Origin of the sequence: Asanoa sp. WMMD1127, from assembly GCF_029626225.1 — a bacterium.
Lineage (GTDB): Bacteria > Actinomycetota > Actinomycetes > Mycobacteriales > Micromonosporaceae > Asanoa.
On sequence record NZ_JARUBP010000001.1, the window covers coordinates 1,744,107 to 1,767,216 of the forward strand.

Annotated in this window: 16 protein-coding genes; 4 read left to right on the plus strand and 12 right to left on the minus strand. The window is 70.1% G+C overall.

Annotated features, from left to right (window positions below; translation table 11 throughout):
- Nucleotides 1-23 precede the first annotated feature (23 nt).
- Nucleotides 24-1,151 carry a ScyD/ScyE family protein gene (locus O7635_RS08415; RefSeq protein ID WP_278079854.1) on the minus strand — a complete coding sequence of 376 codons (1,128 nt, stop codon included), beginning with the start codon at nt 1,149-1,151 and terminating at the stop codon, nt 24-26.
- A 107-nt stretch (nt 1,152-1,258) separates the two neighbouring features.
- On the opposite strand from O7635_RS08415, the gene O7635_RS08420 reads away from it, so the two are divergent.
- Nucleotides 1,259-2,008, plus strand: coding sequence for a crotonase/enoyl-CoA hydratase family protein (locus O7635_RS08420; RefSeq protein WP_278079855.1), 750 nt, complete (start codon nt 1,259-1,261; stop codon nt 2,006-2,008).
- Nucleotides 2,009-2,417: 409 nt separating this feature from the next.
- On the opposite strand, the gene O7635_RS08425 is transcribed toward O7635_RS08420, so the two are convergent.
- From O7635_RS08425 to O7635_RS08460, 8 genes are all read right to left on the minus strand, one after another.
- A complete protein-coding gene (locus O7635_RS08425) occupies nt 2,418-3,173 on the minus strand; it encodes an alpha/beta hydrolase (protein WP_278079856.1) in 756 nt (251 codons plus the stop codon).
- A 78-nt stretch (nt 3,174-3,251) separates the two neighbouring features.
- A complete protein-coding gene (locus tag O7635_RS08430; RefSeq protein ID WP_278079857.1) occupies nt 3,252-7,544 on the minus strand; it encodes a discoidin domain-containing protein in 4,293 nt (1,430 codons plus the stop codon).
- Nucleotides 7,545-7,597: 53 nt separating this feature from the next.
- A complete protein-coding gene (locus tag O7635_RS08435) occupies nt 7,598-10,708 on the minus strand; it encodes a discoidin domain-containing protein (RefSeq protein ID WP_278079858.1) in 3,111 nt (1,036 codons plus the stop codon).
- A gap of 99 nt (nt 10,709-10,807) precedes the next feature.
- Nucleotides 10,808-12,421, minus strand: a complete 1,614-nt coding sequence (locus tag O7635_RS08440; protein ID WP_278085406.1) for an alpha-amylase family glycosyl hydrolase — start codon at nt 12,419-12,421, stop codon at nt 10,808-10,810.
- A gap of 84 nt (nt 12,422-12,505) precedes the next feature.
- Nucleotides 12,506-13,474 carry a carbohydrate ABC transporter permease gene (locus tag O7635_RS08445; protein WP_278079859.1) on the minus strand — a complete coding sequence of 323 codons (969 nt, stop codon included), beginning with the start codon at nt 13,472-13,474 and terminating at the stop codon, nt 12,506-12,508.
- 10 nt (nt 13,475-13,484) lie between these two features.
- Nucleotides 13,485-14,396, minus strand: a complete 912-nt coding sequence (locus O7635_RS08450; protein ID WP_278079860.1) for a sugar ABC transporter permease — start codon at nt 14,394-14,396, stop codon at nt 13,485-13,487.
- A gap of 70 nt (nt 14,397-14,466) precedes the next feature.
- A complete protein-coding gene (locus O7635_RS08455) occupies nt 14,467-15,834 on the minus strand; it encodes an extracellular solute-binding protein (RefSeq protein WP_278079861.1) in 1,368 nt (455 codons plus the stop codon).
- A 209-nt stretch (nt 15,835-16,043) separates the two neighbouring features.
- Entirely contained in the window at nt 16,044-17,051 is a 1,008-nt protein-coding gene (locus O7635_RS08460) for a LacI family DNA-binding transcriptional regulator (RefSeq protein WP_278079862.1), read from the minus strand.
- A gap of 134 nt (nt 17,052-17,185) precedes the next feature.
- Here O7635_RS08460 and O7635_RS08465 point away from each other — a divergent pair, with 134 nt between their 5' ends.
- Together O7635_RS08465 and O7635_RS08470 are read left to right on the plus strand one after the other, a co-directional pair.
- Nucleotides 17,186-17,743, plus strand: a complete 558-nt coding sequence (locus O7635_RS08465) for a Uma2 family endonuclease (RefSeq protein ID WP_278079863.1) — start codon at nt 17,186-17,188, stop codon at nt 17,741-17,743.
- Nucleotides 17,744-17,800: 57 nt separating this feature from the next.
- The gene (locus O7635_RS08470; RefSeq protein WP_278079864.1) at nt 17,801-18,211 is read left to right on the plus strand and encodes a Uma2 family endonuclease; all 411 of its coding nucleotides are present in this window, start codon (nt 17,801-17,803) and stop codon (nt 18,209-18,211) included.
- Here the strand turns inward: O7635_RS08470 and O7635_RS08475 are convergent.
- Nucleotides 18,208-19,566 (minus strand): NAD(P)/FAD-dependent oxidoreductase, encoded by a 1,359-nt coding sequence (locus O7635_RS08475; protein WP_278079865.1) that lies wholly within the window; start codon nt 19,564-19,566, stop codon nt 18,208-18,210. The genes O7635_RS08470 and O7635_RS08475 overlap by 4 nt on opposite strands.
- A gap of 193 nt (nt 19,567-19,759) precedes the next feature.
- Here O7635_RS08475 and O7635_RS08480 point away from each other — a divergent pair, with 193 nt between their 5' ends.
- A complete protein-coding gene (locus tag O7635_RS08480) occupies nt 19,760-20,854 on the plus strand; it encodes a serine hydrolase domain-containing protein (RefSeq protein ID WP_278079866.1) in 1,095 nt (364 codons plus the stop codon).
- Here O7635_RS08480 and O7635_RS08485 read toward each other — a convergent pair.
- Nucleotides 20,845-22,041, minus strand: coding sequence for a deoxyribodipyrimidine photo-lyase (locus tag O7635_RS08485; RefSeq protein ID WP_278079867.1), 1,197 nt, complete (start codon nt 22,039-22,041; stop codon nt 20,845-20,847). The genes O7635_RS08480 and O7635_RS08485 overlap by 10 nt on opposite strands.
- The gene (locus tag O7635_RS08490; RefSeq protein WP_278079868.1) at nt 22,041-22,982 is read right to left on the minus strand and encodes a phytoene/squalene synthase family protein; all 942 of its coding nucleotides are present in this window, start codon (nt 22,980-22,982) and stop codon (nt 22,041-22,043) included. The genes O7635_RS08485 and O7635_RS08490 overlap by 1 nt, the downstream gene beginning before the upstream one ends.
- Nucleotides 22,983-23,110: the final 128 nt, after the last annotated feature.

The window sequence follows — 23,110 nt, forward strand, 5'->3', positions numbered from 1 at the left end:
GGCCGTTCAGGAGGGAAGAGAAGCTACACGTTGCTGATCCGCAGCAGCTCGCCGCGGCCCGCCGAAGTGGAGCGGTTGGTCACCCAGAGGGAACCGTCGCCGGCGACCGCGAGCCCACCCGGCGCCGTGAGCCGACCGGGTACGAGCTCGACGTGCTGACCGCGCCGGTTGACCCGGATCAGCGCGCCGGTCTGGTCGCCGGTCGCCAGGCCGTCCCGCGAGATCTGCAACACCAGCAGCCGGCCCTGGCGGTCGAACGCCAGGTCGACGATGTTGGTGAAGCCCCGCGCGAAGACCGTGGGCCGCTGGCCGGGCACCACCCGGTAGACGTTGGCGCCGCCGGCCGGGAACGGGAAGCCGGTCAGCTGTCCGACGTAGAAGGCGCCGTCCGGACCGCGTACCACCGAGGTGGGCACTGCCTGCATGGACACCGGGTCGCCGTTGGGCGACCGGGCCGGCCGGTTGGGGAAGACCGCGGCCGTGGAGACCTGGCCGCGCCGGTCGATGTTCAGCAGGGTGTTGCCACCGGCGTCGACGGCCACCGCGCCACCGCGGGTGCCGAGGATGCTGTACGGGTTGGAGTCGACGCCCTGCCGGTCCGGGTCACGCCGGCCCTCGAACGCCGCCGGGTCGCCGAACGAACGCACGCTGCGCCCGTTGCGGTCGGACCGGGCGAGCACCGTCTGGCCGAGCAGCAGCCCCGCGATCCCGAGCTGGAAACGGCTCTGCGGGGTGCCGCCGAGACCGAGCGCGACCGCGTACTCGTTGCCGCCGTAGGGGGACACGTCGTGCGGGCCGACCGCCTGCGCACCGTCGCGGCCCGCGAGCGAGGGAAGACCGCCCACGATCCGCTGTTGCGTCCAGCCGCGCCTGCCCTGCGTCACCGAAGTCAGCGCGCCGGTCAGCCCGAGGCAGACCCGACCGCCCTCGGGGTTCTCGAGGCACTTGTCACTCCGGCCACCGCGGCCCGCCTCCGCCAGCACGACGGCGCCGTTGTAGCCGATCGTCACGCCGCGGGGGTTGTCGAGGCCACGGGCCACGGTTACGACCCACGGCCGGTTGTTCATCGGTGCGGCGTTGGCCACCGCCGGTGCGAGCATGGTGACCGCGAGCGCCCCGACGACAGCCGCAGCGAAGCGATGAAGTCTCATAAAACCCCCGTATGGTTACAAAGGACGCAGATATGCTGGCACGAAAGATCGCGTTCGCAGGGCTGCCCCGCCGGACGTCACCCGTGCGGGTCTGTGATCGTTGACCGATGACCGTCCGCATCGAACGTTCCGGCGCCGTCACCACCGTGCTGGTCGACCGGCCCGCGCAGCGCAACGCCGTCGACGGGCCGACCGCCGCCGCCCTGGCCGACGCGTTCCGGGCGTTCGACGCCGACGACGAGGCCGCGGTCGCGATCCTCACCGGCGCGGGCGACACGTTCTGCTCCGGCGCCGACCTGCACGCGATCGGCACCGACCGCGGCAACCGGGTGGCGCCCGACGGCGACGGCCCGATGGGCCCGACCCGCATGGCACTGTCCAAACCGGTCATAGCCGCGATCGAGGGGTACGCCGTCGCCGGCGGCCTGGAGCTCGCCCTCTGGTGCGACCTGCGCGTCGCGGCCGAGAACGCGGTGCTCGGCGTCTTCTGTCGGCGGTGGGGCGTCCCCCTGATCGACGGCGGCACGGTGCGACTGCCGCGCCTGATCGGCGAGAGCCGCGCCCTCGACCTCATCCTCACCGGCCGCCCGGTCGGGGCGCCGGAGGCGCAGCAGATGGGCCTGGTCAACCGGCTCGCCCCGCCCGGCGGTGCGCTGGCCGCCGCCCGCGCGCTCGCGGAGGACCTGGCCAGGCTCCCGCAGGCGTGCCTGCGCAACGACCGCCGGGCGGTCCACGCCGGCACGATGCAAGCCGAGTTCGCCTTGGGCCTCGAGTCCCTGGCGGCCGGCGCCGCCGAAGGCGCCGCCCGCTTCACCCGCGGCGAGGGCCGCCACGGCACGCCCATAAGCGACCGTTAGGCCTCGAGTCTCCCGGCGGCCGAAGGCGCCGAAGGTGCCGCCCGCTTCACCGCGGCGAGGGCCGCCACGGCATTCGCAGGCGACCGCTATGCCTCAAGTCTTTGGCGGCCGGCGCCGCCGAAGGCGCGGCCCGCTTCACCCACGCCGAGGGCCGCTACGGCACGACCGCCGGCGGCTGTTAGGCCGCGACTCCCCGGCCGCCAGCGCCGCCGAAGGCGCCGCCCGCTTCACCGCGGCGAGGGCCGCTACGGCACGACCGCCGGCGGCCGTTAGGCCGCGACTCCCCGGCCGCCAGCGCCGCCGAAGGCGCCGCCCGCTTCCCCGCGGCGAGGGCCGCCACGGCACGCCCGCGAGCGGCCGGCAGGAAGGCCGCCTTCCTATGCGAGAAGCGATAAGAAGGGGCCCTTCCTTACACCGGGGCGTGTTCGGTGAGGAAGTCGAAGAAGGCCGCGCGCAGTTTCGGGTCGCCGCCCTCGATGACGAGCGGCACTCCGTGGATCGCGCCCGGTGTGACGACCGCCGTCGCGTCCCCGCAGGCCGCGGCCAGTTCCCGGGCGGAGTCGCCGAAGATGCCGTCGTCCTCGTGGGCCAGGAACAGCGCCGGCACGCCGACTGACGGCGCCGACTGTTGAGCACTGACGCCGCCGTAGGCCAGTGGCGCCGACACCGACACCACGCCCGCCACCGGTGGCGTGATCTTCGCGGCCGCCGCGAGCGAGAATGTGCCGCCCATCGACGCGCCGACCAGCACCACCGAGGTCGCGCCGGCGGACCGCACCACCGCGGCGGCCGCGGCCACGTCCTCGTCGAAGCCCGCCTCGCTGCTCTCCGACGCCCCGTGCCCGTGGAAGTCGAACGCCAGGACCCGGTAGCCGCGACCGATCAGCTCGTTGAAGCCCAGGATCCACTGGCACAGGTCGGCCTCGGCCTGATGGGCCAGCACGATCCCCACCGAGCCCGAGCCACCGATCAGCCCGGCCAGGTTGGTCGCGCCACCGACACCGAACCGCACCGGCGTGGCACCGACCCCCGACGCCATGCCAGGGCACGAGCCACCCGGCACCAGCGCGCTAGCACCAGGCGCCGGCGCCGGCGCCGCGGCGCCCCCGCCGCACCCGGCCATGAACAGCGCGGCCACCACAACGGCCGCCATCCCCCGTCGCATGCGAAGACCTCCAAAGGGGAGTGCCCCGGGGACTCGGCGTTGCCCCCGGGGCACTCGGTCTCGAAGAACCGAACAGAATTAGTTGATGATCAACTGGAACGTGGACGTCGTGTTCTTGATGTCCTGGAAGTTGTTGCTGAACCGGAGGTTGTTGAACGTCGCCGAACCCACCGCCGGACCCTGCCCAGGTTCGGGCATCTCGTTGACCCAGATGCCGAAGCCGGACTTGGCGTCGAACGCGTCGCCGCTCTTCTGCGCACCCGAGATCGAGATGTTCGTGAAGACGGTGTCCTGCACCGGGTTCTCCGGCGTGGAACCGTTGTACTTCGTCTGGAACATGATCCCGGAGTACGTCGGATCGACGATGTCCACGTTGGATATCCGGATCGCTCTGAACTCCTTCGACGCCGAGAAGATCCAGATCGCTCCGAAGGTCTGGTTGCCCCAGAAATGGCCACCGGACCGGACCAGCGAGATGTTGTCGAACGTGGTGATCCCTGGCCCGAACCCGACGAACGGGTAACCGAAGTCCAGCGAGCTGATCGTCAGGCCCGAGTAGGTGAGCTGGTCGGCGATGTAGAGGTTGCGGAAGGTGTTGTTCTGCCCGCCGTACACCGCCACGCCGGCCGCTCGCCAGGTGACCGTCGCGGTCAGGTTCTCGAACACGTTGCCTGTGTTCGCTCCGCCGCCCGCGTCGGTGGCCGAGAAGAGCGCGAACGCGTCGTCGCCGTTGCCCCGGCCCTCGTTGTTGGAGATCAGGTTGTTGGTGCTGCCGTTGGTCATGTTGACCGCGTCGGCGAACGTGTTGCGGAAGCGGCTGTTGGTGATCTTCAGACCGCTCACGCTCACGCCCCAGTAGGCGCAGATCGTGTGCTCGACCCAGACGTTGTCGATCGTCATGTTGTCGACGTTCTGCAGCTCACCCCAGACCTTGCCCGGCCCGTCCTGGCGGGACGTGTAGTTGCCGAAGAACGCGAGGTGCTCGAACGACGACCCGCTGGCCGACGCCTGCACGTCGAAGCCCGCGTTGGTGTCCTGCTGGGTCTGCGGTGTCTGGAACCGGGTGTACCAGATGCCGGCGCCGACCACCTTGATCGGCCGGAGGTAGATCTGGAACTTGTTCTGCGTCTCGTAGGTGCCCGCCGGCAGGTAGACACCGAGCGAGTTGGCGTCCTGCCGGGCCGCGTCGAACGCCGCCTGGACCTCCTGCTGGCTGGTGCCGGTGGGCACCTTGTAGCGGGCCGGGTCCGGGTTGGCCCGCGGCGCCACCTGCTCCAGGTTGACGAAGTCGACGGTCGCCTCGGTGCCGGTGTCCTTCTGCAGCCGGATCGTGGCGCCGGCCGGGATCGACGAGTTCAACATGATGTTGGCCTCGTCGTAGATGTGCCGCGGCCCGCCGGAGCCGGGCGAGTTGTTGGGGCTCGCCTCCGCGCCGTAGAGCCAGGCGTACCGCGAGTTCAGCGGGATCGCCTTGTGCAGCGTGCCGTTGACGTAGATGTTCAGCGACGAGGACTGCCCGCCGCCGCCCGCGGCGTCCGGGATGGAGAACCGGACCACGAGGGTGTTGGTCGGGTTGCGGGTCGTCCACTGCACCCACGAGCCGTTGGACGGCAGCCGCACGGCCCGCCGGCCGGACGCCTCGCCGGCGAGGTCGCCGATGGTGCGGTTCGGCGCCAGCGACTGCGCGCCGCCGCCGATCGTGCCGTCCTCGGCCTCGTACATGTCGTAGGGCAGGTTGGCGCCACGACCCGAGAAGAACGGCCGGTCGCTGGTGTTGTTGGCCCGCTTGACCGGCAGCTCGTTGGCGTCGTCGGCCAGCACGACCCGCACCGTGTAGCGACCGTTGGCCGCCGTCCACGTGCCCAGGTTGACCGCGGGCGCCGTGGCGCCGGCCGCGATCGCGCCGCTGTAGGAACCGGTCAGCGTGCGCACCACGGACCCGGACTCGTTGAGCACCGTGAGCGTGATGCCGTGCGCGCCGCCGGCCGAGGCGATCGTGCCCTGGTTGCGGATCGCCACCGAGAACGTGACGGTCTGCCCGGCCGACGGGTTGTTCGGCGACCAGCTCACCGAGCCGGCGACCAGGTCGGAGCTCTGCACCTGGCCGACGACCAGGTTGCCACCGGTGAAGGTGTTGTTGGCGTCGCTCTGCTCGATCACCGTGTTGCTCTCGTCGACCTTGGCGACCAGCTGGTACGTGCCGGCGTCCCGCGGCCCGATGTTGGCGCTGACGGTGGTCTGGCCGCCGGCGGCGAGCGCACCGACGTTGGCCGTGGCGACCTTGGTCGTACCCAGGTAGAGCCCGACGGTGGTGGCGCCCGAGCCGGCGTTGCCGATGTTGCGGACCGTGGCCGACAGCGTGACCGCGTCGGTCTCGATCGGGTTGGCCGGCGACGACGTGATAGCGCTGACGGTCAGGTCCGGGTTGGGCGCCGGCGTGCCGATCACCTGGAACTCGGAGACCTGGCCGTTGGACGAGCCGCTGTTGGCCGTGAACGTCAGCCGCACGTCCGCGACGGAACCGCTGACCGGGATCGTCACCGTGTTGCCGCCCGACGAGTTGCTGAAGCTGTACGTGGCCGAGCCCACCAGGGTGGTGAAGCTCGACGAGCTCTGCTCCCGACCGGAGATCGAGAACGTCTGCGTACGCGGACCCCATGCGCTGTCCGGTGGCAACTTGACCACCACGGAGCTGACGCTGGCGTTGGCGCCCAACGACACGGTCAGCGTGCTCGGGTACGCGCCCGGCGCGCCCTCCCAGTAGGTGGTGGCGTTGTCGTCGTTGGCGTTGGCGGCGACGAACGTGTGGACGGTCGACGAGCCGGTGATCGGCTTGCCGACGGCGAGGTTGGTGCCGCCGGGGCCGCCGCTGCCGGCGCGGGTGACCGTGTTGCTGTTGCCGGAGACGTTGCCGGCCGCGTCCTTGGCCCGCACGTAGTACGACACCGTCGCCGTCGACGGCTGCGTGTCGGTGTAGGTCAGCACGTTGCCGGCCACGCTGCCCCGCACGGCGCCGTTGGCGTAGACGTCGTAACCGGTGACGCCGACGTTGTCGGTCGAGGCCGTCCAGGTCAGCCGGATCTGGTTGCTGCCGGGCTCGGTGTAGGCCAGCCCGCCGGGCGCCGACGGCGCCTGGGTGTCGGTCGAGGTGCCCTGCCGGGTGACGGTGTTGCTGTTGCCCGACTGGTTGCCGGCCGCGTCCTTGGCCCGCACGTAGTAGGACACCGTCGCGCTGGTCGGCTGCGTGTCGGTGTAGGTGGTCACGTTGCCGACGCTGGTGCGCAACTGGCCGTTGGCGTAGATGTCGTAGCCCGTCACGCCGACGTTGTCGGTCGAGGCGGTCCAGGTCAGCCGGATCTGGCCCGACACCGGCTGGGTGAACGCGAGGTTCGTCGGCGCGCTCGGCGCCTGCGTGTCACCGCCGGAGGGGCCGTAGACCTCGAACTCCGAGATCTGGCCGGCCGGCCAGGCGGTGTTCGCGGTGATGTTCAGCCGCACGTACCGCGTCGTGGCCTGGTTGAAGGTGATCGACACGGTGTTGCCGCTGGCCGGGTCGAACGTGCGGCCGGCCGAGGGCGACAGGTCGTTGAACGTCGAGCCGTTGGTGCTGCCCTGCACGGCCAGCGTCTGGGTACGCGTGCCCCAGCCCGAGGTCGGCAGCTTCAGCACGACCCGGTTGACCGCCACGGCCGCGCCGAGGTCGACCTGCAGGTGCTCCGGGAACGAGTTGTTGGTGCTCTCCCAGTAGGTGCCCTGGTTGCCGTCGACCGCGTTGCCCGAGCCGTAGACGTCGGAGTGGCCGCTCTCGCTGGTCGCCTTGCCGAGCGCGAGGTTGGCGGACGACGTCGCGGCGCCGTACACCTCGAGCTCGGAGATCTGCGCCGCGCCCCAGCCGGTGTTGGCCGTGATGTTGACCCGCACGTAGCGGGTGCTCGTCGCGCCGAAGTTGATGGTGACGGTGTTGTTGTTGCTGGGCGAGAACGTCTGCCCGGCCGACGACGTGATGGCCGAGAAGCTGGTCCCGTTGGTGCTGCCCTGGATCGACAGCGTCTCGGTGCGCTGCCCCCAACCGTCGGGCAGCTTGAGCACGACCTGGTCGATGCTGACCGCGCTGCCCAGGTCGACCTGACCCCACTGGGGCAGGGCGCCGGAGCTCTCCCAGTAGCTGCCCTTGTTGCCGTCGGTCAGGTTGCCGGCGACGAAGCCGCCGTTGGTGCTGCTGGCCGAGGCGGGCTTGCCGGCGGCCAGGTTGGGGCCGCCGGCCGCGGCGGCCGGGGTGCTGGACACGGCCGCGACGGCGGTGCCCACGAGCAGGGTCGAGATGGCGCCGGCGATCAGCCGTCTGGCACGTCTGTGCGGGGATGGGGTCATGACGGGGGTTGCACCTCTTCCGTGAGGGGATTCCGTGGAGTCGGAAGGGATGATCAGGAGGCGTAGACCTCGAACTCCGCGAGCTGGCCGGCGGGCCAGCCCGTGTTACCGGTGAACGTCAGCCGGACGTGGCGTTGCGACGTCGCCGGGAACGTGATGGTGGCGGTGTTGCCGCTGGCCGGGTTGAAGGTGCGGCCGGCGGCGCCGGACAGGGTGGTGAACGACGATCCGGTGGTGGAGCCGAGCACCGCGACCGTCTGCGTACGCGTCGCCCAGGCGGCCGCGGGCGGCAGCTTGAGCACCACCCGCGAGATCGACTGCGCGCTGCCCAGGTCGACGGTCACCGACTGCGGGAACGCGTTGTTGGCGCTCTCCCAGTAGGTGTTGGCGTTGCCGTCGACCGCGTTGGCCGCTCCGTAGACCTGGGAGTGGCTGGTCTCGGTGATCGGCCGGCCCGCGGCCAGGTTGGTCACCGGCGGCGGTGTGGTGCCACCGCTGCCGTAGACCTCCAGCTCGGAGAGCTGGGCCGCCGGCCAGACGTTGTTGCTGGCGAAGGTGAGCCGGACGTACCGACGGCTGCCGGATGGCAGGTTCACCGTCACCGACGAGCCTTGGTTGAACGTGTAGTTGGCGGCGCCGAGGATCGACGAGTACGACCCGCCGTCGGTGGAGCCGAGGACCGCGATGTTCTGCGTACGCGTCTCCCAGTTGCTGGGCAGCTTGAGCACGAGCCGGTTGACCGTCTGGGCGGTACCGAGGTCGACGGTCAGCGACTGCGGGAACTGCCCGTTGTTGCCCTCCCAGTAAGAGGCCGCGTTGCCGTCGACCACGTTGCCGGCCACGTACGGCCCGTTGTTGCTCGTCGCGCTCACCGGTCGCCCGGCGGCCAGGTTGCCGGTGCCGGGGTTGGTGCCTCCGGTGCCGTTGCCCGACAGACCGACCACCAGGTCACCCGGCGTCGTCTGGACGAACAGCATGCCGGCGCGGTTGCCCGTGGCGGTCGGCCGGAACGTCACCGAGACGGTGCAGGTGGCGTTCGGGGCGAGCGTGGTCGGGCAGTTGTTGGTCTGCGCGAACTCGGCCGGCGAGGCCGAGATGCCGGACACCGGCGCGTTGGCGTTGCCGGTGTTGCGCAAGGTCACCGTGCGGGCCGCGCTGGTCGTGTTGACCGCCTGGTCGCCGAAGGCGACGCTGCCCGGCTCGGCCACGATCTGGCCCGATCCCGGCGGTGTGGTCGGCGGGTTGGTCGGGCCGCTGTTCCACTGTGGAGCGGGCCACGGACCGCAGGCCGGGGTCGCGGTGTACCAGCCCGAGTTGCCGGCGCCCTGGGTGATCTGGAACCCGCCGCCGACGCAGTTGTGGATCGGCACGGGCTGCGCGATGCCGGTCGCGGTCACGTTGGTGAAGGAGACCTGGCTGGGGGCCTGCACCTGCAGCGCGTACGTGCCCGCGCCCTGGATCCGGACGTTGTTGAAGTTGATCCCGCGGGTCTGCCCCTCGATCCAGTGCAGGGCGGCGTACGAGCTGTCGAGGATGTCGGTGTCCGTGATGTTGATCGTGGCGTCACCGGCGAACGCCTCGTTGAGCGCCGAGAACCAGATCGCGCCGACGCCGAAGTTCCAGTTGTAGTCGGAGTTCCCGGCCCGGATCGTCGTGTTGCGGGCGATGGTCCAGGTGCCGTGCACGGCCGTGGCGCCCTGCACGCCCGGATAGCGGTTGGCGACGTGGATGCCGCCGCCGTTGGTGAGCGAGTCGGCCACCACGTTGTCGCTGATCGTGATGTCCCGGCCGCCGTAGCTGACCAGGTGGTTGGCCAGCAGCGTGACGCCGATCGTGTTGCGGGTGAACGAGTTGCCGACGTTGGGCACGTTCTGCGCCCACATGGCCAGCGCGTCGTCGCCGGTGTTGCGGACGAACGTGTTGGTCACCGTCGAGTTCGTGACGCCGGTGTGGAAGTTGACCCCGTCGGCCGTCTGGTCGAGGATCCGGCTGTTGCGGATCGTGAAGTTGTTCATCGGCCCGTCCATCCAGGCGCCCACCTTGGTGTGCTGGATCCAGACGTTGTCGATGACCGAGTCGCTCATCGCCCCGCCGAACGCGTTGACCTGGTCCTCGTCGACCCGCTCGCGGATGTCGCCGATGATCGCCAGGTCGCGCACGGTCACGTTGCGGCTGGGGCCGTTGGCCTCGTGGGGCCGGATCTCACCGGTGTAGCCGCCGCCGGGCACGTACTTGCCGTAGATGCCGGCCGCCCGCTTGCGGTCGGTGGGGTGGCGGCCGCCGAGCACCGAGTACCACGGCCCGGCGCCGCGCAGCGTCACGCCGTCGACCACCACGTGGTCCCAGAGGGTGAAGTTCCCCTGGGGCACGTAGACCGGGCGGCCCTGGGCCTGGCCGGCGTTGACAGCGGCCTGGAACTTGGCGGTAGAGTCGGTGGCGCCGGTCGGGTCCGCGCCGTAGTCGGCCACCACGTCGATCGCGTTGGTCGGCTTCCCGATCGCCGCCGGCACGTTCTCGAAGTCCGCCAGGTCGATGGTGAACGTCGGCGACTGCGCCGTCGAGTTGACCTGCAGCCGGATCTTGGTGCCGGCCGGCTGGGTCGAGCCGAACAGCGCCCGCGCCTCGTCGTAGAAGTGGTGCGGGTTCGTGTCGCCCGGGTTGTTGTTGAACGGGTAGCCACCGTAGTACCAGCCGTACTTCGAGGTGACCGGCACCGTCTTGAGCAGGGAGCCGTTGGCCCGCAGGTCGATCGTGGCGTCGCGGCCCTGGCCCGACGGCCCGTCCGGGATGCTGTAGCGGAAGGTCACCGCGTTGGCCGGCGCGGTCAGCGTGAACTCGACATATTCGCCGACCGCGTCCAGCGTCACCGCCTCCCGCCCGGACGCCTCGGCCGGAAGCTGGCCGTAGAACCGGGTCGGGCCGATCTTGGTGCCGTTGTGCGCGACCTCCTCCGCCTCCTGCTCGACGAAGGGCACGGTGGCGCCGCGGCCGGTGATGTCGAACGGCGAGAGCCCGGCCGCGCTGGCCGGCGCGGACAGGGTGACGACCGTGAGACCGGTCGCCACCAGGGCGGAGCTCGCCAGGACGGCGAGCCCCACCCGGCGGTGGCTGGTGCGCGATGCGGTGCCGGCTGTGGGCGCAGCTGCGGCTTCTGGGTGGGGCATGGGTTCCCTTTCGAGAGGCGGGCGGTTCCCCCCGTGCGGTGTTGCCCTTGGTGCGCGTTCCCCCGTGGTCTTCAGTTGTCGTGCCGTGGAGCCGTCAGTTCAGGCGGTGCGGAGCCAGGCGGTGGTGTCCGGCGGCAGGCGGTCGCCGTCCAAGGGGCCGCTGGCCAGCCAGATCTCCTCGTGCTCGGGGAGGTCGACGGCCACCGGCGACAGGTTGGCGACGCAGACGAACGCCGGGTCGCGAGCGAACATCAGCACGCCCTCGGCCGAGGGCAGCCAGCTCATCCCGCCGTCGCCGAGCGCCGCGGCGTCGCGCCGGACCCGAAGCGCGCTGCGGTAGAGCTCGAGCATCGAGTGCGGGTCGCCGGTCTGCGCCTGGACGGTGCGGTCCTTCCAGTCGGCCGGCTGCGGCAGCCACGGCGCGGCGGCGCCGGCCGGGCTGAAGCCGAACGGCGACTCGACGCCGGACCACGGCAGCGGCACCCGGCAGCCGTCGCGGCCCGGGTCGACGAAGCCGGACCGGGGGTACATCGGGTCGGTCCGCATCGCCGGCGGAATGTCCTCGACCTCCCAGAGGCCGAGCTCCTCACCCTGGTAGATGTAGGCGCCGCCGGGCAGCGCGAGGCAGAGCAGCGCGGCCGCGCGGGCCCGCTGGTAGCCCAGCTGCAGGTCGGTCGGCGTGCCCTCGCGCTTGGTGGCGAAGCTGAACGTGGTGTCGGTGCGGCCGTAGCGGGTCACCGGCCGGGTCACGTCGTGGTTCGAGAGCACCCAGGTGGCCGGCGCGCCGACCAGCGCGTGCGCCTCCAACGTGCGGTCGATGCACGAGCGCAGCAGCTCCGGGTCCCAGGCGCAGCCGAGGAAGTCGAAGTTGAACGCCGCGTGCAGCTCGTCCGGCCGCAGGTAGTTGGTGAACCGCTGCGCGTCCGGCATCCACACCTCGCCGATCAGCGCCCGGTCCGGGTACTCGTCGGCGACGCGGCGCCAGCCGCGATAGATCTCGTGCACCCCGTCGAGGTCGTGGAACGGGTGCCGGGCGGCCGCGTCGACCTCCGGCAGCGCCGGGTCCTTGAGCAGCAGCGCGGCCGAGTCGATCCGGATGCCGTCGACACCCCGGTCGAACCAGAACCGCAGGATGCTCTCGAACTCCGCGCGGACCTTGGGGTGGTCCCAGTTGAAGTCCGGCTGCTCCGGCGTGAACAGGTGCAGGTACCACTCGCCCGGCGTGCCGTCGGGGTTGGTCGTGCGGGTCCAGGTGGTGCCACCGAACTCGCCGCGCCAGTCGGTCGGCATCTCGTCGCCGTCGGGGCCGCGCCCGGGGCGGAACCAGAACAGCTCCCGCTCGGGCGACCCGGGCCCGGCCGCCAGCGCGGCCTGGAACCACGGGTGCTGGTCGGAGCAGTGGTTCGGCACGACGTCGACGATCACGCGAATGCCGCGCTCGTGCGCCTCGGCGATCATCGCCTCGGCCTCGTCGAGCGTGCCGAAGATCGGATCGATGTCCCGGAAGTCGGACACGTCGTAGCCCGCGTCCGCCATCGGCGACGGAAACCAGGGGCTGAGCCAGACCGCGTCGACCCCGAGCTCGGACAGGTAGTCGAGGTGTGCCCGGATGCCGGCGATGTCGCCGATGCCGTCGCCACTGCCGTCGGCGAAGCTACGGGGGTAGATCTGGTAGATCACCGCCCCGCGCCACCACGGCCGGCTTTCTGCGATGGACACTGGATACCTGCTTTCTTTGGGGTGGTTCCGCCTCGCGCGGTCGTCACTGACCGCCGTTCGTACTGCTGGAGGAACTGGTCAGCCCTTCATACTCCCCGCCGCCAATCCGCCGATGATGCTCCGCTGGAAGATGAGGAAAACCACGATCATCGGGACGCTGGCGATCGCCAACCCGGCCATCAGCTGGGTCGGCGGCACCTGGCTGGTGGAGGCGAGCCGGCTGAGCGCGACGCTGAGCGTCTGCGTCTCCGGGTCCTGCAGCACCAGCAGCGGCCAGATGAAGTCCTTCCAGATCGCCACGATTGAGAAGATCGACACCACGCCCAGCACCGGACGGGACAGCGGGAGCACGATGCTCCAGAGCACCCGGAACCGGCCGGCGCCGTCGAGCGCCGCGGAGTCGAGCAGGTCGTTGGGGATCTGGTCGAAGAACCGCTTCAGCACGTAGATGTTGAACGCGTTGGCCACCGCCGGCAGCCAGAGCGCCCATGGGGTGTTGAGCAGGTTCCAGCCGAAGATCGGCACGTCGGTCACGGTCAGGTAGGCCGGAATCAGCAGCGCGGTGGCCGGCAGCATCAGGCTGGCCAGCATCGCGCCGAGCACCACCTTGCCGAACATCGGGCGGAGCTTCGACAGGGCGTACGCCACGGCGACCTGGAAGACCAGCTGGATCAGCCAGCCGCCGAACGCGTACAACGCGGTGTTGCCGAAGAACTTGGCGATCCGCATCTGGTCCCAGGCGAGCTGGTAGGTCTCCGGGACGAACGACTGCGGGAACAGCGTCGGGTCCGGTTGCGCGTACTCCTCCGGTGTCTTCACCGCGCTGCTGAACATCCAGTAGAGCGGGAAGATGAACACGGCCAGGAAGAGCAGGAAGACCAGGGCCAGCACGATCCAGTAGAGGACGCGGCCCTTGCCCCGGCCGATCTCGGTCTCGGAGAAGAGGGTACGGGCGCCCCCGGAGCTGCTGGCGCTCCGGCGCTTGCGGGGCGGGGGCGCGACCGGCGGGGTCGCGGGCAGCGGCCGGATCGGCGTGGTGATCGTCATGGCTGGCCCCTCAGTCCCGGTCGCGGGTGACGCGCAGGTAGATGGCGGAGAAGATGGCCAGCACCACGAACAGCAGCACGCTCATCGCGGCGGCCATGCCGAAGTCCTGGTTGACGGTGAACGCGTAGCGGTAGATCAGCACCATCACCGTCACGGTGTCCGGGTTCGAGGTGCCGGTCAGCTGGTAGGGCTCGATGAACACCTGCATGGTCGCGATGATCTGGAGCAGCAGCAGGACCAGCATGATGAACCGCAGCTGGGGCAGCGTGACGTGGCGCAGCCGGCGCCAGGCGCTCGCGCCGTCGAGCTCCGCCGCCTCGTAGAGGTCGCCGGGGATGCTCTGCAGCGCGGCCAGGTACATCAGCGTCGCGCCGCCGAGGTTGGCCCAGGTGGAGACCAGAACCAGCGAGATCATCGCGGTCGACGACGACTGGGTCCACTGGGACTCGGGCAGGCCGACCCCGCGCAGCACGGTGTTGAACAGGCCGAACCCCGGGTCGTAGAAATAGCGGAAGAGCAGCACGCCCACGATCGGCGGGAGCATCACGGGCAGATAGACGGCGACCCGGAAGAAGCCCTTCAGGTGCCGCATCTCGTTGATCAGGATCGACAGCACCAGCGGTACGGCGAAACCGAAGATCAGCGCGATCCCGGTGAAGACGAGCGTGTTCTTCCAGGCCGTGGCGAACAGCGGGTCCTCGAAGATGGCCGTGAAGTTGTCGGCGCCGACCCAGTACGGGTCCGTCACGAAGTTGATCTGCTGGAAGCTCAGGATCACCCCGCGGACCAGGGGATACCACGAGAAGAGCGCGAAGCAGGCGATGCCTCCGGCCATGAAGGCGTACGCCATGAGGTTGTCCTGGATCTTCCGGCTCAGGCGGCTGCGGAAGGCAGTCCGTCGGCCGGCGGTGGCGACCGCCATCTCCAGCGTCCTCTTTCAGGGTTTGTCGGGCCGCCGCCGGCCGTGCTCGGGCCGGCGGCGGCCACGATGGCTACTTGACGCTGGCGAGGATGCTGTTGACCTGGGTCTCGGCGTCCGAGAGCAGCTTGGCGATGTCGGCGTTCTTGTCCGTCAGCACCTTCTGCATCGGCACGTCGAGCACCGCGTAGATCTGCTGGGCGTTCGGCGGCTCGACCTTCAACGGGATGTTGGCGGTCGCGTCGGCGAACGGCTTGTAGTTCTCGACCGGCAGGTTCTTGAGCTTGTCGATGGCCGCCTGCTGCTTGGCCTTCGCGTCACCCGTCCACAGCGCCGGCTCGGGCAGACCGACCGGGGTCTTCTGCTCGGCGGCCCACTGGTATTCCGCCTCGATCCGGTCCGGGTTGTTCCACCAGTAGGTCAGCCACTTGAGACCCGCGCGAATCTTCTCGGGCGTCGCCTTGGCGTTGAACATGTAGCCCTCGCCGCCGGCCAGGGTGGCGGTGCCGTTGGGGATCGGGCCCAGGCCGTACTTGTTGAAGTCGCCCTTGAACTGGTTGACGATCGTCTCGACGTTGTCGGGCGCCGCGACGTACATGCCGAGCTTGCCGGAGCCCATCATCTGCAGGAGGTCGGCCCACTCGAGGAGCTGGCGCGAGCCCATGCTGTTGTCGGTCCAGCGCATGTCCTTGAGCTGCTGGAGGACCTGGGTGCCCTTCTCGTTGTTGAACGCGGCCTTCCAGGTGCCACCCTCGTTGACGGCGATGTCGCCGCCGAGCGAGTACATCTCGGCGGTGAAGTGCCAGCCGCCGGTGTTGTTCTTGCTGTAGTCGCCGTAGCCGACGTAGTCCTTGCCCAGGCCGGCGATCGCCTTGGCGGCGGTGCGCACCTCGTCCCAGGTCTTCGGCGGGTTGTTCGGGTCGAGCTTGGCCTTCTCGAACAGCTCCCGGTTGTAGAGCAGGCCCAGGGAGTAGTTCTTGGCCGGCAGGCCGTAAACCTTGCCGCCGTCGTCCGAGAAGATCTTCATCAGCTCGGGGCGGATCTCCTTGGTCGAGGGGAACTCCTCGAGGTACTTGCTGATGTCGGCGACCTGGCGCTTCTGGATCAGGCTGGCCGGGTCGGTGAAGTAGACGTAGAAGACGTCCTCGAGCTGGCCACCCGCGAGCTTCGACTGGAAGGTCTGCGGGTCCATCTTGCCTTCTTTGGCATCGACGTCGATGTTCGGGTTGAGCTTCTCGAACTCGGCGACGTTGTCGAGGAAGTGCTTGCGGTTGACCGCCTCGGTGTCCGGCGGCAGACCGTTGATGACGAGCGTGACCTTGGCATTGGGGTCAGAAGCCGGCGCTTCGCCGCCGTCGTCGGAGCCGCAGGCGGCCGCTGACAACGCGACCCCGGCGACCAGCAGCAGCCCGACGGCGCTACGCAGCCTGGATCTGTTCATGAGGTGAACGCCCTTCCTGGGTGGAGCGGGGATTCTCGGGTGTGATGTGGGTCTCGCACGTGCATGTTTCGTGGCGATGACGATACAAAGACCGACTACCCGCCGCAAGAAGCCGACTGGTCTCAGAAAAAACAAGACTTGCTGTGGGAGCGCTCCCAGCCTGGTCGCAAAAATGGGGCGGACCGTTAGGTCCGCCCCATCGACGCAGGTCAGCGCGAGCCGGCTGGGCCCGTCGACCCGCGTACGACCAGCTCAGGCTCGAAAAGAAGCTCGTCGGTGTTGACGCCGACGCCCTCGATCTGGTTGACGAGGATGTCGACGGCCGCCTGGCCCATCATCTCGATCGGCTGGCGGATCGTGGTCAGCGGCGGGTCGGTGCAGGTCATCAGGCCGGAGTCGTCGAAGCCGATGACCGAGATGTCGTCGGGCACCTGCTTACCGAGCCGGCGGACGGCCCGGATGGTGCCGAGCGCGATCACGTCGCTGGCGCAGATCAGGCCGGTGGCGCCCTTGTCGATCAGCTTGGTCGCGGCGACCCGCGCGCTCTCCATGGAGAAGCTGGTGCGACCGACCCACCGCTCGATGTCGTCGCCCTTCCAGCCCGCGGCGTCGGCCATGGCGGCCAGCTTGCGCCGTGACGGCACGTGGTCCTCGGGGCCGAGCACGAGGCCGATCTGCTCGTGGCCGAGCGAGCGGAGGTGACCGAACGCCTGCTCCACCGCGACCGCGTCGTCGGTCGAGACCCGCGGAAAGGGCAGGTCGTCGACGCCGGCGTTGACCAGCACGACCGGCAGGCCGCGATCGGTCAGCTGGCGGTAGTGCTCGTGCTTGGCGTCGGCGAGCGCGTAGGAGCCACCGGCGAAGATGACGCCGGAGACCTGGTGGTCGAGGAGCATGTCGACGTAGTCGGGCTCCGAGATGCCACCGATCGTGCGGGCGCAGAGGGCAGGGGTCAGGCCGCGCTGGGCCAGCGAGCCGGTCACGACTTCGGCGAGGGCGGGGAAGATCGGGTTCTGCAGCTCGGGCAGCACGAGCCCGACGAGCCGGGCGCGTTCGCCGCGGAGCTTCGTCGGTCGCTCGTAGCCCAGCACGTCGAGCGCGGTCAGCACCGCGGTGCGCGTCGACTCGGAGACACCGTCACGGCCGTTGAGCACCCGGCTCACGGTCGCCTCGCTGACGCCGGCCTTGCGCGCGACCTCGGTCAGTCGTCTGGTCACGCCGCAAAGCGTACGTCATCTTTTTGCAAGAACATGACAGCCATTTGCCCGACCCCGACAGCCACCGGTTATCCACAGGTTGTAATCGACCAAACGCAGATGCAACGCTGACCCCGTAGAAAGGAGGCGTGACAGTGACGATCCCCTATCACCCCGCCCGCTCCGGTGCCGACTTCACCGTCGGCGAGCTGTTCGACATGCCCGACGACGGTTACCGGCGCGAGATTTTCAATGGGAGCCTGCTGGTGACGCCTCCTCCGCCGCTTCCGCACGCGGTGACGACCGCCAACCTCCGTGATCGACTCTACGACCAGGCGCCGCGACATTTCCGCGTGCTGGAGGGAGTCGGGGTCTATCCCGATGAACGCAACTACTTCATCCCCGATGTGGTCGTGATTCCGCAGGAGGTAGCTGTCAGCAACGCTCCCGGCGCGCGTCCGCACGAGACGCTGCTGGTCGCCGAGGTTGTCTCACCGTCCAACGCTGACAACGACCTAGTCATAAAGCGAGAGTTCTACGCCCGCGTCCGCATCCCCGAATACTGGATCGTCGACCGCCGCGACCGGTCGCTGACCATCCTGCAACTCGCCGACGACGGAAAATACGCTGAGCGCGCGGTCCTCCACGCCGGGCAGACGTGGCGAAGCGGCTTCCCGTTCGCGCTCCAGATCGACCCAGCAGACTTGTTCTAGCACGGTGAAGCTTCGGCTGACCCTGCTACGTCCGGTGATGGGTGACAGACGGGAGGCGTGACGTCGCTTGCGTCGCATCCTCGAGCGGCAGGCACACCCTCGCTCGCCGTCGTGACCGAGGGCTGGGGCGTCTATGCCAACGAGAGCAACTACTACGTGCCTGACCTACTGATCGCCGAGGCCGCGCAACTCGCTAGCGGCGGCAAGGGCATCGATCCGAAGGGCGTGCGACTCGCGGTCGAGGTCGTGTCTCCGTCGAATCCCGGAAATGATCTATTGCTCAAGCGCATCGTCTACGCCGATCTCGGCATCCACGAATATTGGATCGTGGACGGCCGTCATTCGCTGCTGATCGTCCTTCAGCTAGGCGAGAGCGGCTATCTCGAAGCGGCGGTGTGCAAGCCGGGGCAGCGATGGTCGGCCAGCACGCCTTTCCCGCTAGAGGTCGACCCGGCGGAAATTTTCTAAGCAAGGTTGCGGAGGGCGTCCTCGACGGCGCGGTGGAAGGTGGGGTAGGCGTAGACCATGCTGCGGAGTTGAGACAGGGGCACCCGGGCGTGGACGGCTAGGGTCAGCATGCTCAGGACCTCGCCGCCCATCGGGCCTACTGACGTCGCGCCGACCAGGAGGTCGCCGTCGGCGATCAGTTTGATGAGGCCGGCGTTGCCTTCCTTGTGGATCCAGCCGCGGGCCGACGTCGTGAGGTCTGTCTGTCCTACTCGGACGTTCAGGCCGCGGTCGCGGGCCTCCGCCTCCGTCAGGCCGACCGAGCCCAGCTCCGGGTCCGTGAACGTCACCCGCGGCACGGCGCGATAGTCCGCCGGCGGGCCCTCCTGACCCAGGATGTCGCGGATCGCGACCCCGGCCTCGTACATCGCCATGTGGGTGAAGGCGCCGTTCCCCGTCACATCGCCGACCGCCCAGATGCCGTCGGCCGCCCGCATCCGCTCGTCGGTGGCCAGCCACCGCGCCTCCGCGTCGAGGCCGGCCGCCTCCAGACCCAGGTCGGCCACCCGGGCCTTGCGGCCCGTGGCCACCAGCAGCCGGTCGCCGGTCACCTGGCCCGCGCCGTCGGCCAGCTCGACCGCGAAGCCGTCCGCTTCGCTGTGCAGCACCCGGGCCGCCTTGACCCCGGTGCGCACGGTCACCCCGTCGGCCTCCAGCGCGGCCTGCACCAGCGCCGACGCCTCCGGCTCCTCGATCGGAACCAGCCGGTCCGCCGCCTCGACCACCGTGACCCGCACACCGAAGCGGGCGAAGACCTGGGCCAGCTCGATCCCGATCGCGCCGCCGCCGAGCACGATCAGCGAGACCGGCAGGTCTTCGACCTCGATCGCTTCGCGGTTGGTCCAGTACGGCGTGCCGGCCAGGCCCTCGATCGGCGGCGCGCTGGGCTCGGTGCCGGTGGCGATCACCAGCGCGCGGGTGGCCTCGTACTCCTCGTCGCCGACGGTCACCGTGCGCGCACCGGTCAGCACTCCGTAGCCGCGTACGAACCGGCCGCCCTTGCCGACGAACCGGTCCACCGCGACCGTGTCGTCCCAGTCGTCGGTGGCCTCCTCGCGGATCCGCTTGGCGACCGGGGTCCAGTCGGGGTGCACCGTTGCCGTCCCGCCGAGCTGCGGGATCCGCCGGGCCTCGGCGAGGGCGTTGGCGGCCCGGATCATCATCTTGCTGGGCACGCACCCCCAGTAGGGGCACTCGCCGCCCACCAGGTTGCTCTCGATGCCGACGACCGACAGCCCGGCCTCGGCCAACTTGCCGGCGACCTCCTCGCCACCGACGCCCAACCCCACCACGACCACGTCAACTCGCTGCGCCACCCCGCCATTAAAGCCCAGGGCCTAGCTGGTGGATTACGGCGGAGTCGCGGCGAGGCCCAGACGGTGTCCGGGCGTGCGCGACGGACGTCTGAATACCGGTGTTGTATTCAGATGGCCGGCGCGTGCGGTCGGGCGCCGTCTGGGTCCGGCGCGGCCCGTCGTAATCCACCAGCTAGGCCCTAGAGTGGCGGCCATGTCGCAGGTGACCGGTCACAGCGAAGCGGATTTCACACCGGTCCGCCGGCTCTTCGAGAGCTTCTTCACCGACGGCCGGGACACCGGCGCGGGCCTCGCCGTGGTGCACCGCGGCCGCCTGGTGGTCGACCTCGTCGGCGGTTGGCGCGACGACGACCGCCGGCGACCGTGGACGCCCGACACCGTCGTCGCGGTCTACTCGGTGAGCAAGCCGTTCGCCGCCGCCTGCCTGATGATCCTGGTCGACCGTGGCCGGGCCGGCCTCGACGACCCCGTGCACCGGCACTGGCCCGAGTTCCCCGACGACGGCACGACCGTGCGGCACGTCCTCGCCCACACCGCCGGCCGCCCGGTCTTCCCCACGCCCCGGCCGGCCACCGCGTGGTCCGACTGGCCGACCCTGACCGCCGACCTGGCCGTCGCACCTCCGATGTGGACCCCCGGCACGATGGCGGCCGAGCACGCGCTGACCTACGGCCACCTCGTCGGCGAGCTCGTGCGCCGCGTCGACGGCCGGTCGATCGGAGCCTTCCTCACCGAGGAGATCGCCACACCGTGGCGGCTGGACCTCGCCTTCGGCGCCGGCGACCGGCCGGCGATCGCCGACCTGACCTTCGGCGACCCGGAGTGGCCGACCACGACCGTCGGCGCGCCCGGCAGCCTGCGCCACCGTGGCCTGACCAACCCGGACGGCTGCCGCGACCTGACGGTGCTCAACGGTCCACTGTGGCGAGACACCGAGGTGCCCGCCGTCAATATGCACGCCACCGCCACTGCGGTAGCCCGCTTCTATCAAGGCCTCCTGGCCGGCGGCACCCTCGACGGCCAGCAGATCCTGAGCGCCGAGGCCACCGCCGAAATGATCCGCGTGCAGCACGACGGCCCGGACCTGCTGCTGGACCGCTCGGTCAGGTGGTCGCTCGGGTTCCAGGTCGAGGACGACGGCAGCTTCGGCATGGGCGGCATCGGCGGCAGCTGCGGCTACGCGTTGCCCAGCGCCGACCTGGCGATCGGCTTCGTCACCCGGCATCTCGCCGACTTCGACCGGATCGGCGAGATCGACGACACGGTGATGGCGATCGTTCAGGCGTAACGCGCGACGTACTCCCCGGTCGGGTCGTAACGCTCCCGCTGCCGTTCCGGGTTGAACCGCCGGTAGGGCCGCGTGTCGTTGCCGGTCCCGGCCACCCACTGCCAGTTGCCCGAGTTGTTGGGCACGTCGCCGTCGAGCAGCCAGCGGTAGAACTCGCCGAGCCCGCGCCGCCAGTCGACGCCGAGGTCCTTGGTCAGATAGGACGCGGTGACCAGTCGGGCCCGGTTGTGCATCCATCCCTCGCGGCGCAGCTGGTGCATGCCGGCGTCCACGATGGGCACTCCGGTGCGCCCCTCGGCCCAGCGCTGGAACGCCTCCTCGTTGTCGCGCCAGCCCTCGGTGGCCCCACGCCGATAGGCCTTGTGGGAGATCTCCGGGAACGCGTACGCCACCTGGTAGTAGAAGTCGCGCCAACAGAGCTGACGGACGAAGGGGTCGCTGCCGGGCTTCCCCAGCGCGGCATGCGCGAGCTCGAGCGGTGACAGGCAACCGAAGCGGAGGTACGGGCTGAGCCGCGACGTGCGGTCGCCGGCGAGGTCGTTGTGCCCGTCGTCGTACTCCTCGACGTTGCGCAACCAGCCGCGCAGCCGTTGCCGGGCCGCGGTCTCCCCACCCGGCGCGGCATCCGGCGACGCGCCGGCCGGCGCCGCCGGCAACCGACCGACCTGCACACCCGGCGGCAGCGGCACCTTCTTCGGGACACCCACCTCGTCGCGCCACTTGGCCGCGGTCCAGGACCGGTGGTACGGCGAGAACACCCGGTAGTGGTCGCCACCGCCCGGCTGGAGCGCACCCGGGTCCACAATGGTGAGTCCTGGGAAGAACCGCACCGAGAGCCGATGCCGCTCCCCCTCGGCGGTCAACCGCCGCTCCCGCCGACGCGCGTAGTTGCTGACGTCCGCCGCCGCGGCCACCCCCTCCGCGCCCACCTCGCCGGCCAGCCGGACGGTCTCCGCGACCGGGTCGCCCTGGCGCACCACCAGGTCGCTGCCCCGGCTCCGCAGGATCTCGCGCAGGTCGGTGACGCTCTGGTGGAGGAACCGGTCCCGGTTGGGCGAGCGGCCGGCCAGCTCCGGGTCGAACACGAACAGCGGCACGACCTGCTCCGCGGTGGCGCACGCGCTGGCCAGCGCCGGGTTGTCGTGCACCCGCAGGTCACGGGTGAACAGCACGATCGCGGTGCGCATCAGGCGGCCCCCACCGGCATCCGGGACGCCGTTCGCAGGTTCGTCGGCGGCACGGCGATGGGTGCGTCCCCGGCGGCGAGCAGCGCGCGGGCGGCGACCGCGGCCCGCCGGCGGTTGGGCACGGTGGCCCGGCGGACGAACACGTCGTAGTCGGCGGCCACCACCTCGTCGAGGATCCCGCCGTAGAGGGTGTAGGCGGCCCGGATGCACGACCGCGACCCGGGCGCCAGCATCGCGACACCGGGCGCCGCGGCGGCGTAGTGCAGGCGGGCGCGCTCCACCTCGTACGCGATGAGGTTCTTGATCTGCGGTGTGGCGGCCCGCCGGGTGACGGCGCCGGCGAGGTCGGCCCGGCTGACGCCGAACCGGTCGAGGTCCTCGTCGGGAAGGTAGGTGCGGCCGCGGTAGAGGTCCTCGCCCACGTCACGGATGAAGTTGGTCAGCTGGAAGGCGAGGCCGAGCTCGCGGGCCGGCCCGCGCGCGGCAGCCGGGTCGGAGCTGCCCAGGATCGGCAGCATCATCGTGCCGATCACCGCCGCCGAACCTTCCATGTAGTCGAGCAGGTCGTCGTAGGTCGCGTAGCTCGTGACCGTCAGGTCCATCGCCATGCTCCGCAGGAAGCTCGCGAAGTCACCGCGGTCGAGGTCGAAGACGGCGATGGTGTGCAGCACCGCGGGCAGCAACGGGTCGTCGACCGGCGCACCGTGCAAGCCGGCGACGAAGCTCTCGGACCACTGGCTCAGCTGGTCGGCGCGCGCGGCCGGCGGCAGATCGTCGGTGCGGTCGACGATCTCGTCCGCGTAGCGGGTGAAGCCGTATAGCGCGTGCACATGTCGCCGTTTCCACGCGGGCAACAGCCGAGTCGCGAGATAGTACGTGCGACCGTGCTGTTTGTGCAGCTCACGGCAGCGTTCGTAGGACACCGCCAGGGCCTCGTCCACCACGCCTCCCGACCAGAACCGACTCAGCAATCGACGCAACTCGCAAGTCTAGGGTACGCTCACCGTCGTGGCCAACGACACGCTCGCGGGGGATACCCGTGACGCGCTGATCCTGAGCCCGCCGCCGC

Bases quoted from the DNA above. Each gene is read 5' to 3' on its own strand.
- O7635_RS08415 (WP_278079854.1), bottom strand. From the start codon at position 1,151: ATGAGACTTCATCGCTTCGCTGCGGCTGTCGTCGGGGCGCTCGCGGTC.
- O7635_RS08420 (WP_278079855.1), top strand. From the start codon at position 1,259: ATGACCGTCCGCATCGAACGTTCCGGCGCCGTCACCACCGTGCTGGTC.
- O7635_RS08425 (WP_278079856.1), bottom strand. From the start codon at position 3,173: ATGCGACGGGGGATGGCGGCCGTTGTGGTGGCCGCGCTGTTCATGGCC.
- O7635_RS08430 (WP_278079857.1), bottom strand. From the start codon at position 7,544: ATGACCCCATCCCCGCACAGACGTGCCAGACGGCTGATCGCCGGCGCC.
- O7635_RS08435 (WP_278079858.1), bottom strand. From the start codon at position 10,708: ATGCCCCACCCAGAAGCCGCAGCTGCGCCCACAGCCGGCACCGCATCG.
- O7635_RS08445 (WP_278079859.1), bottom strand. From the start codon at position 13,474: ATGACGATCACCACGCCGATCCGGCCGCTGCCCGCGACCCCGCCGGTC.
- O7635_RS08450 (WP_278079860.1), bottom strand. From the start codon at position 14,396: ATGGCGGTCGCCACCGCCGGCCGACGGACTGCCTTCCGCAGCCGCCTG.
- O7635_RS08455 (WP_278079861.1), bottom strand. From the start codon at position 15,834: ATGAACAGATCCAGGCTGCGTAGCGCCGTCGGGCTGCTGCTGGTCGCC.
- O7635_RS08480 (WP_278079866.1), top strand. From the start codon at position 19,760: ATGTCGCAGGTGACCGGTCACAGCGAAGCGGATTTCACACCGGTCCGC.
- O7635_RS08485 (WP_278079867.1), bottom strand. From the start codon at position 22,041: ATGCGCACCGCGATCGTGCTGTTCACCCGTGACCTGCGGGTGCACGAC.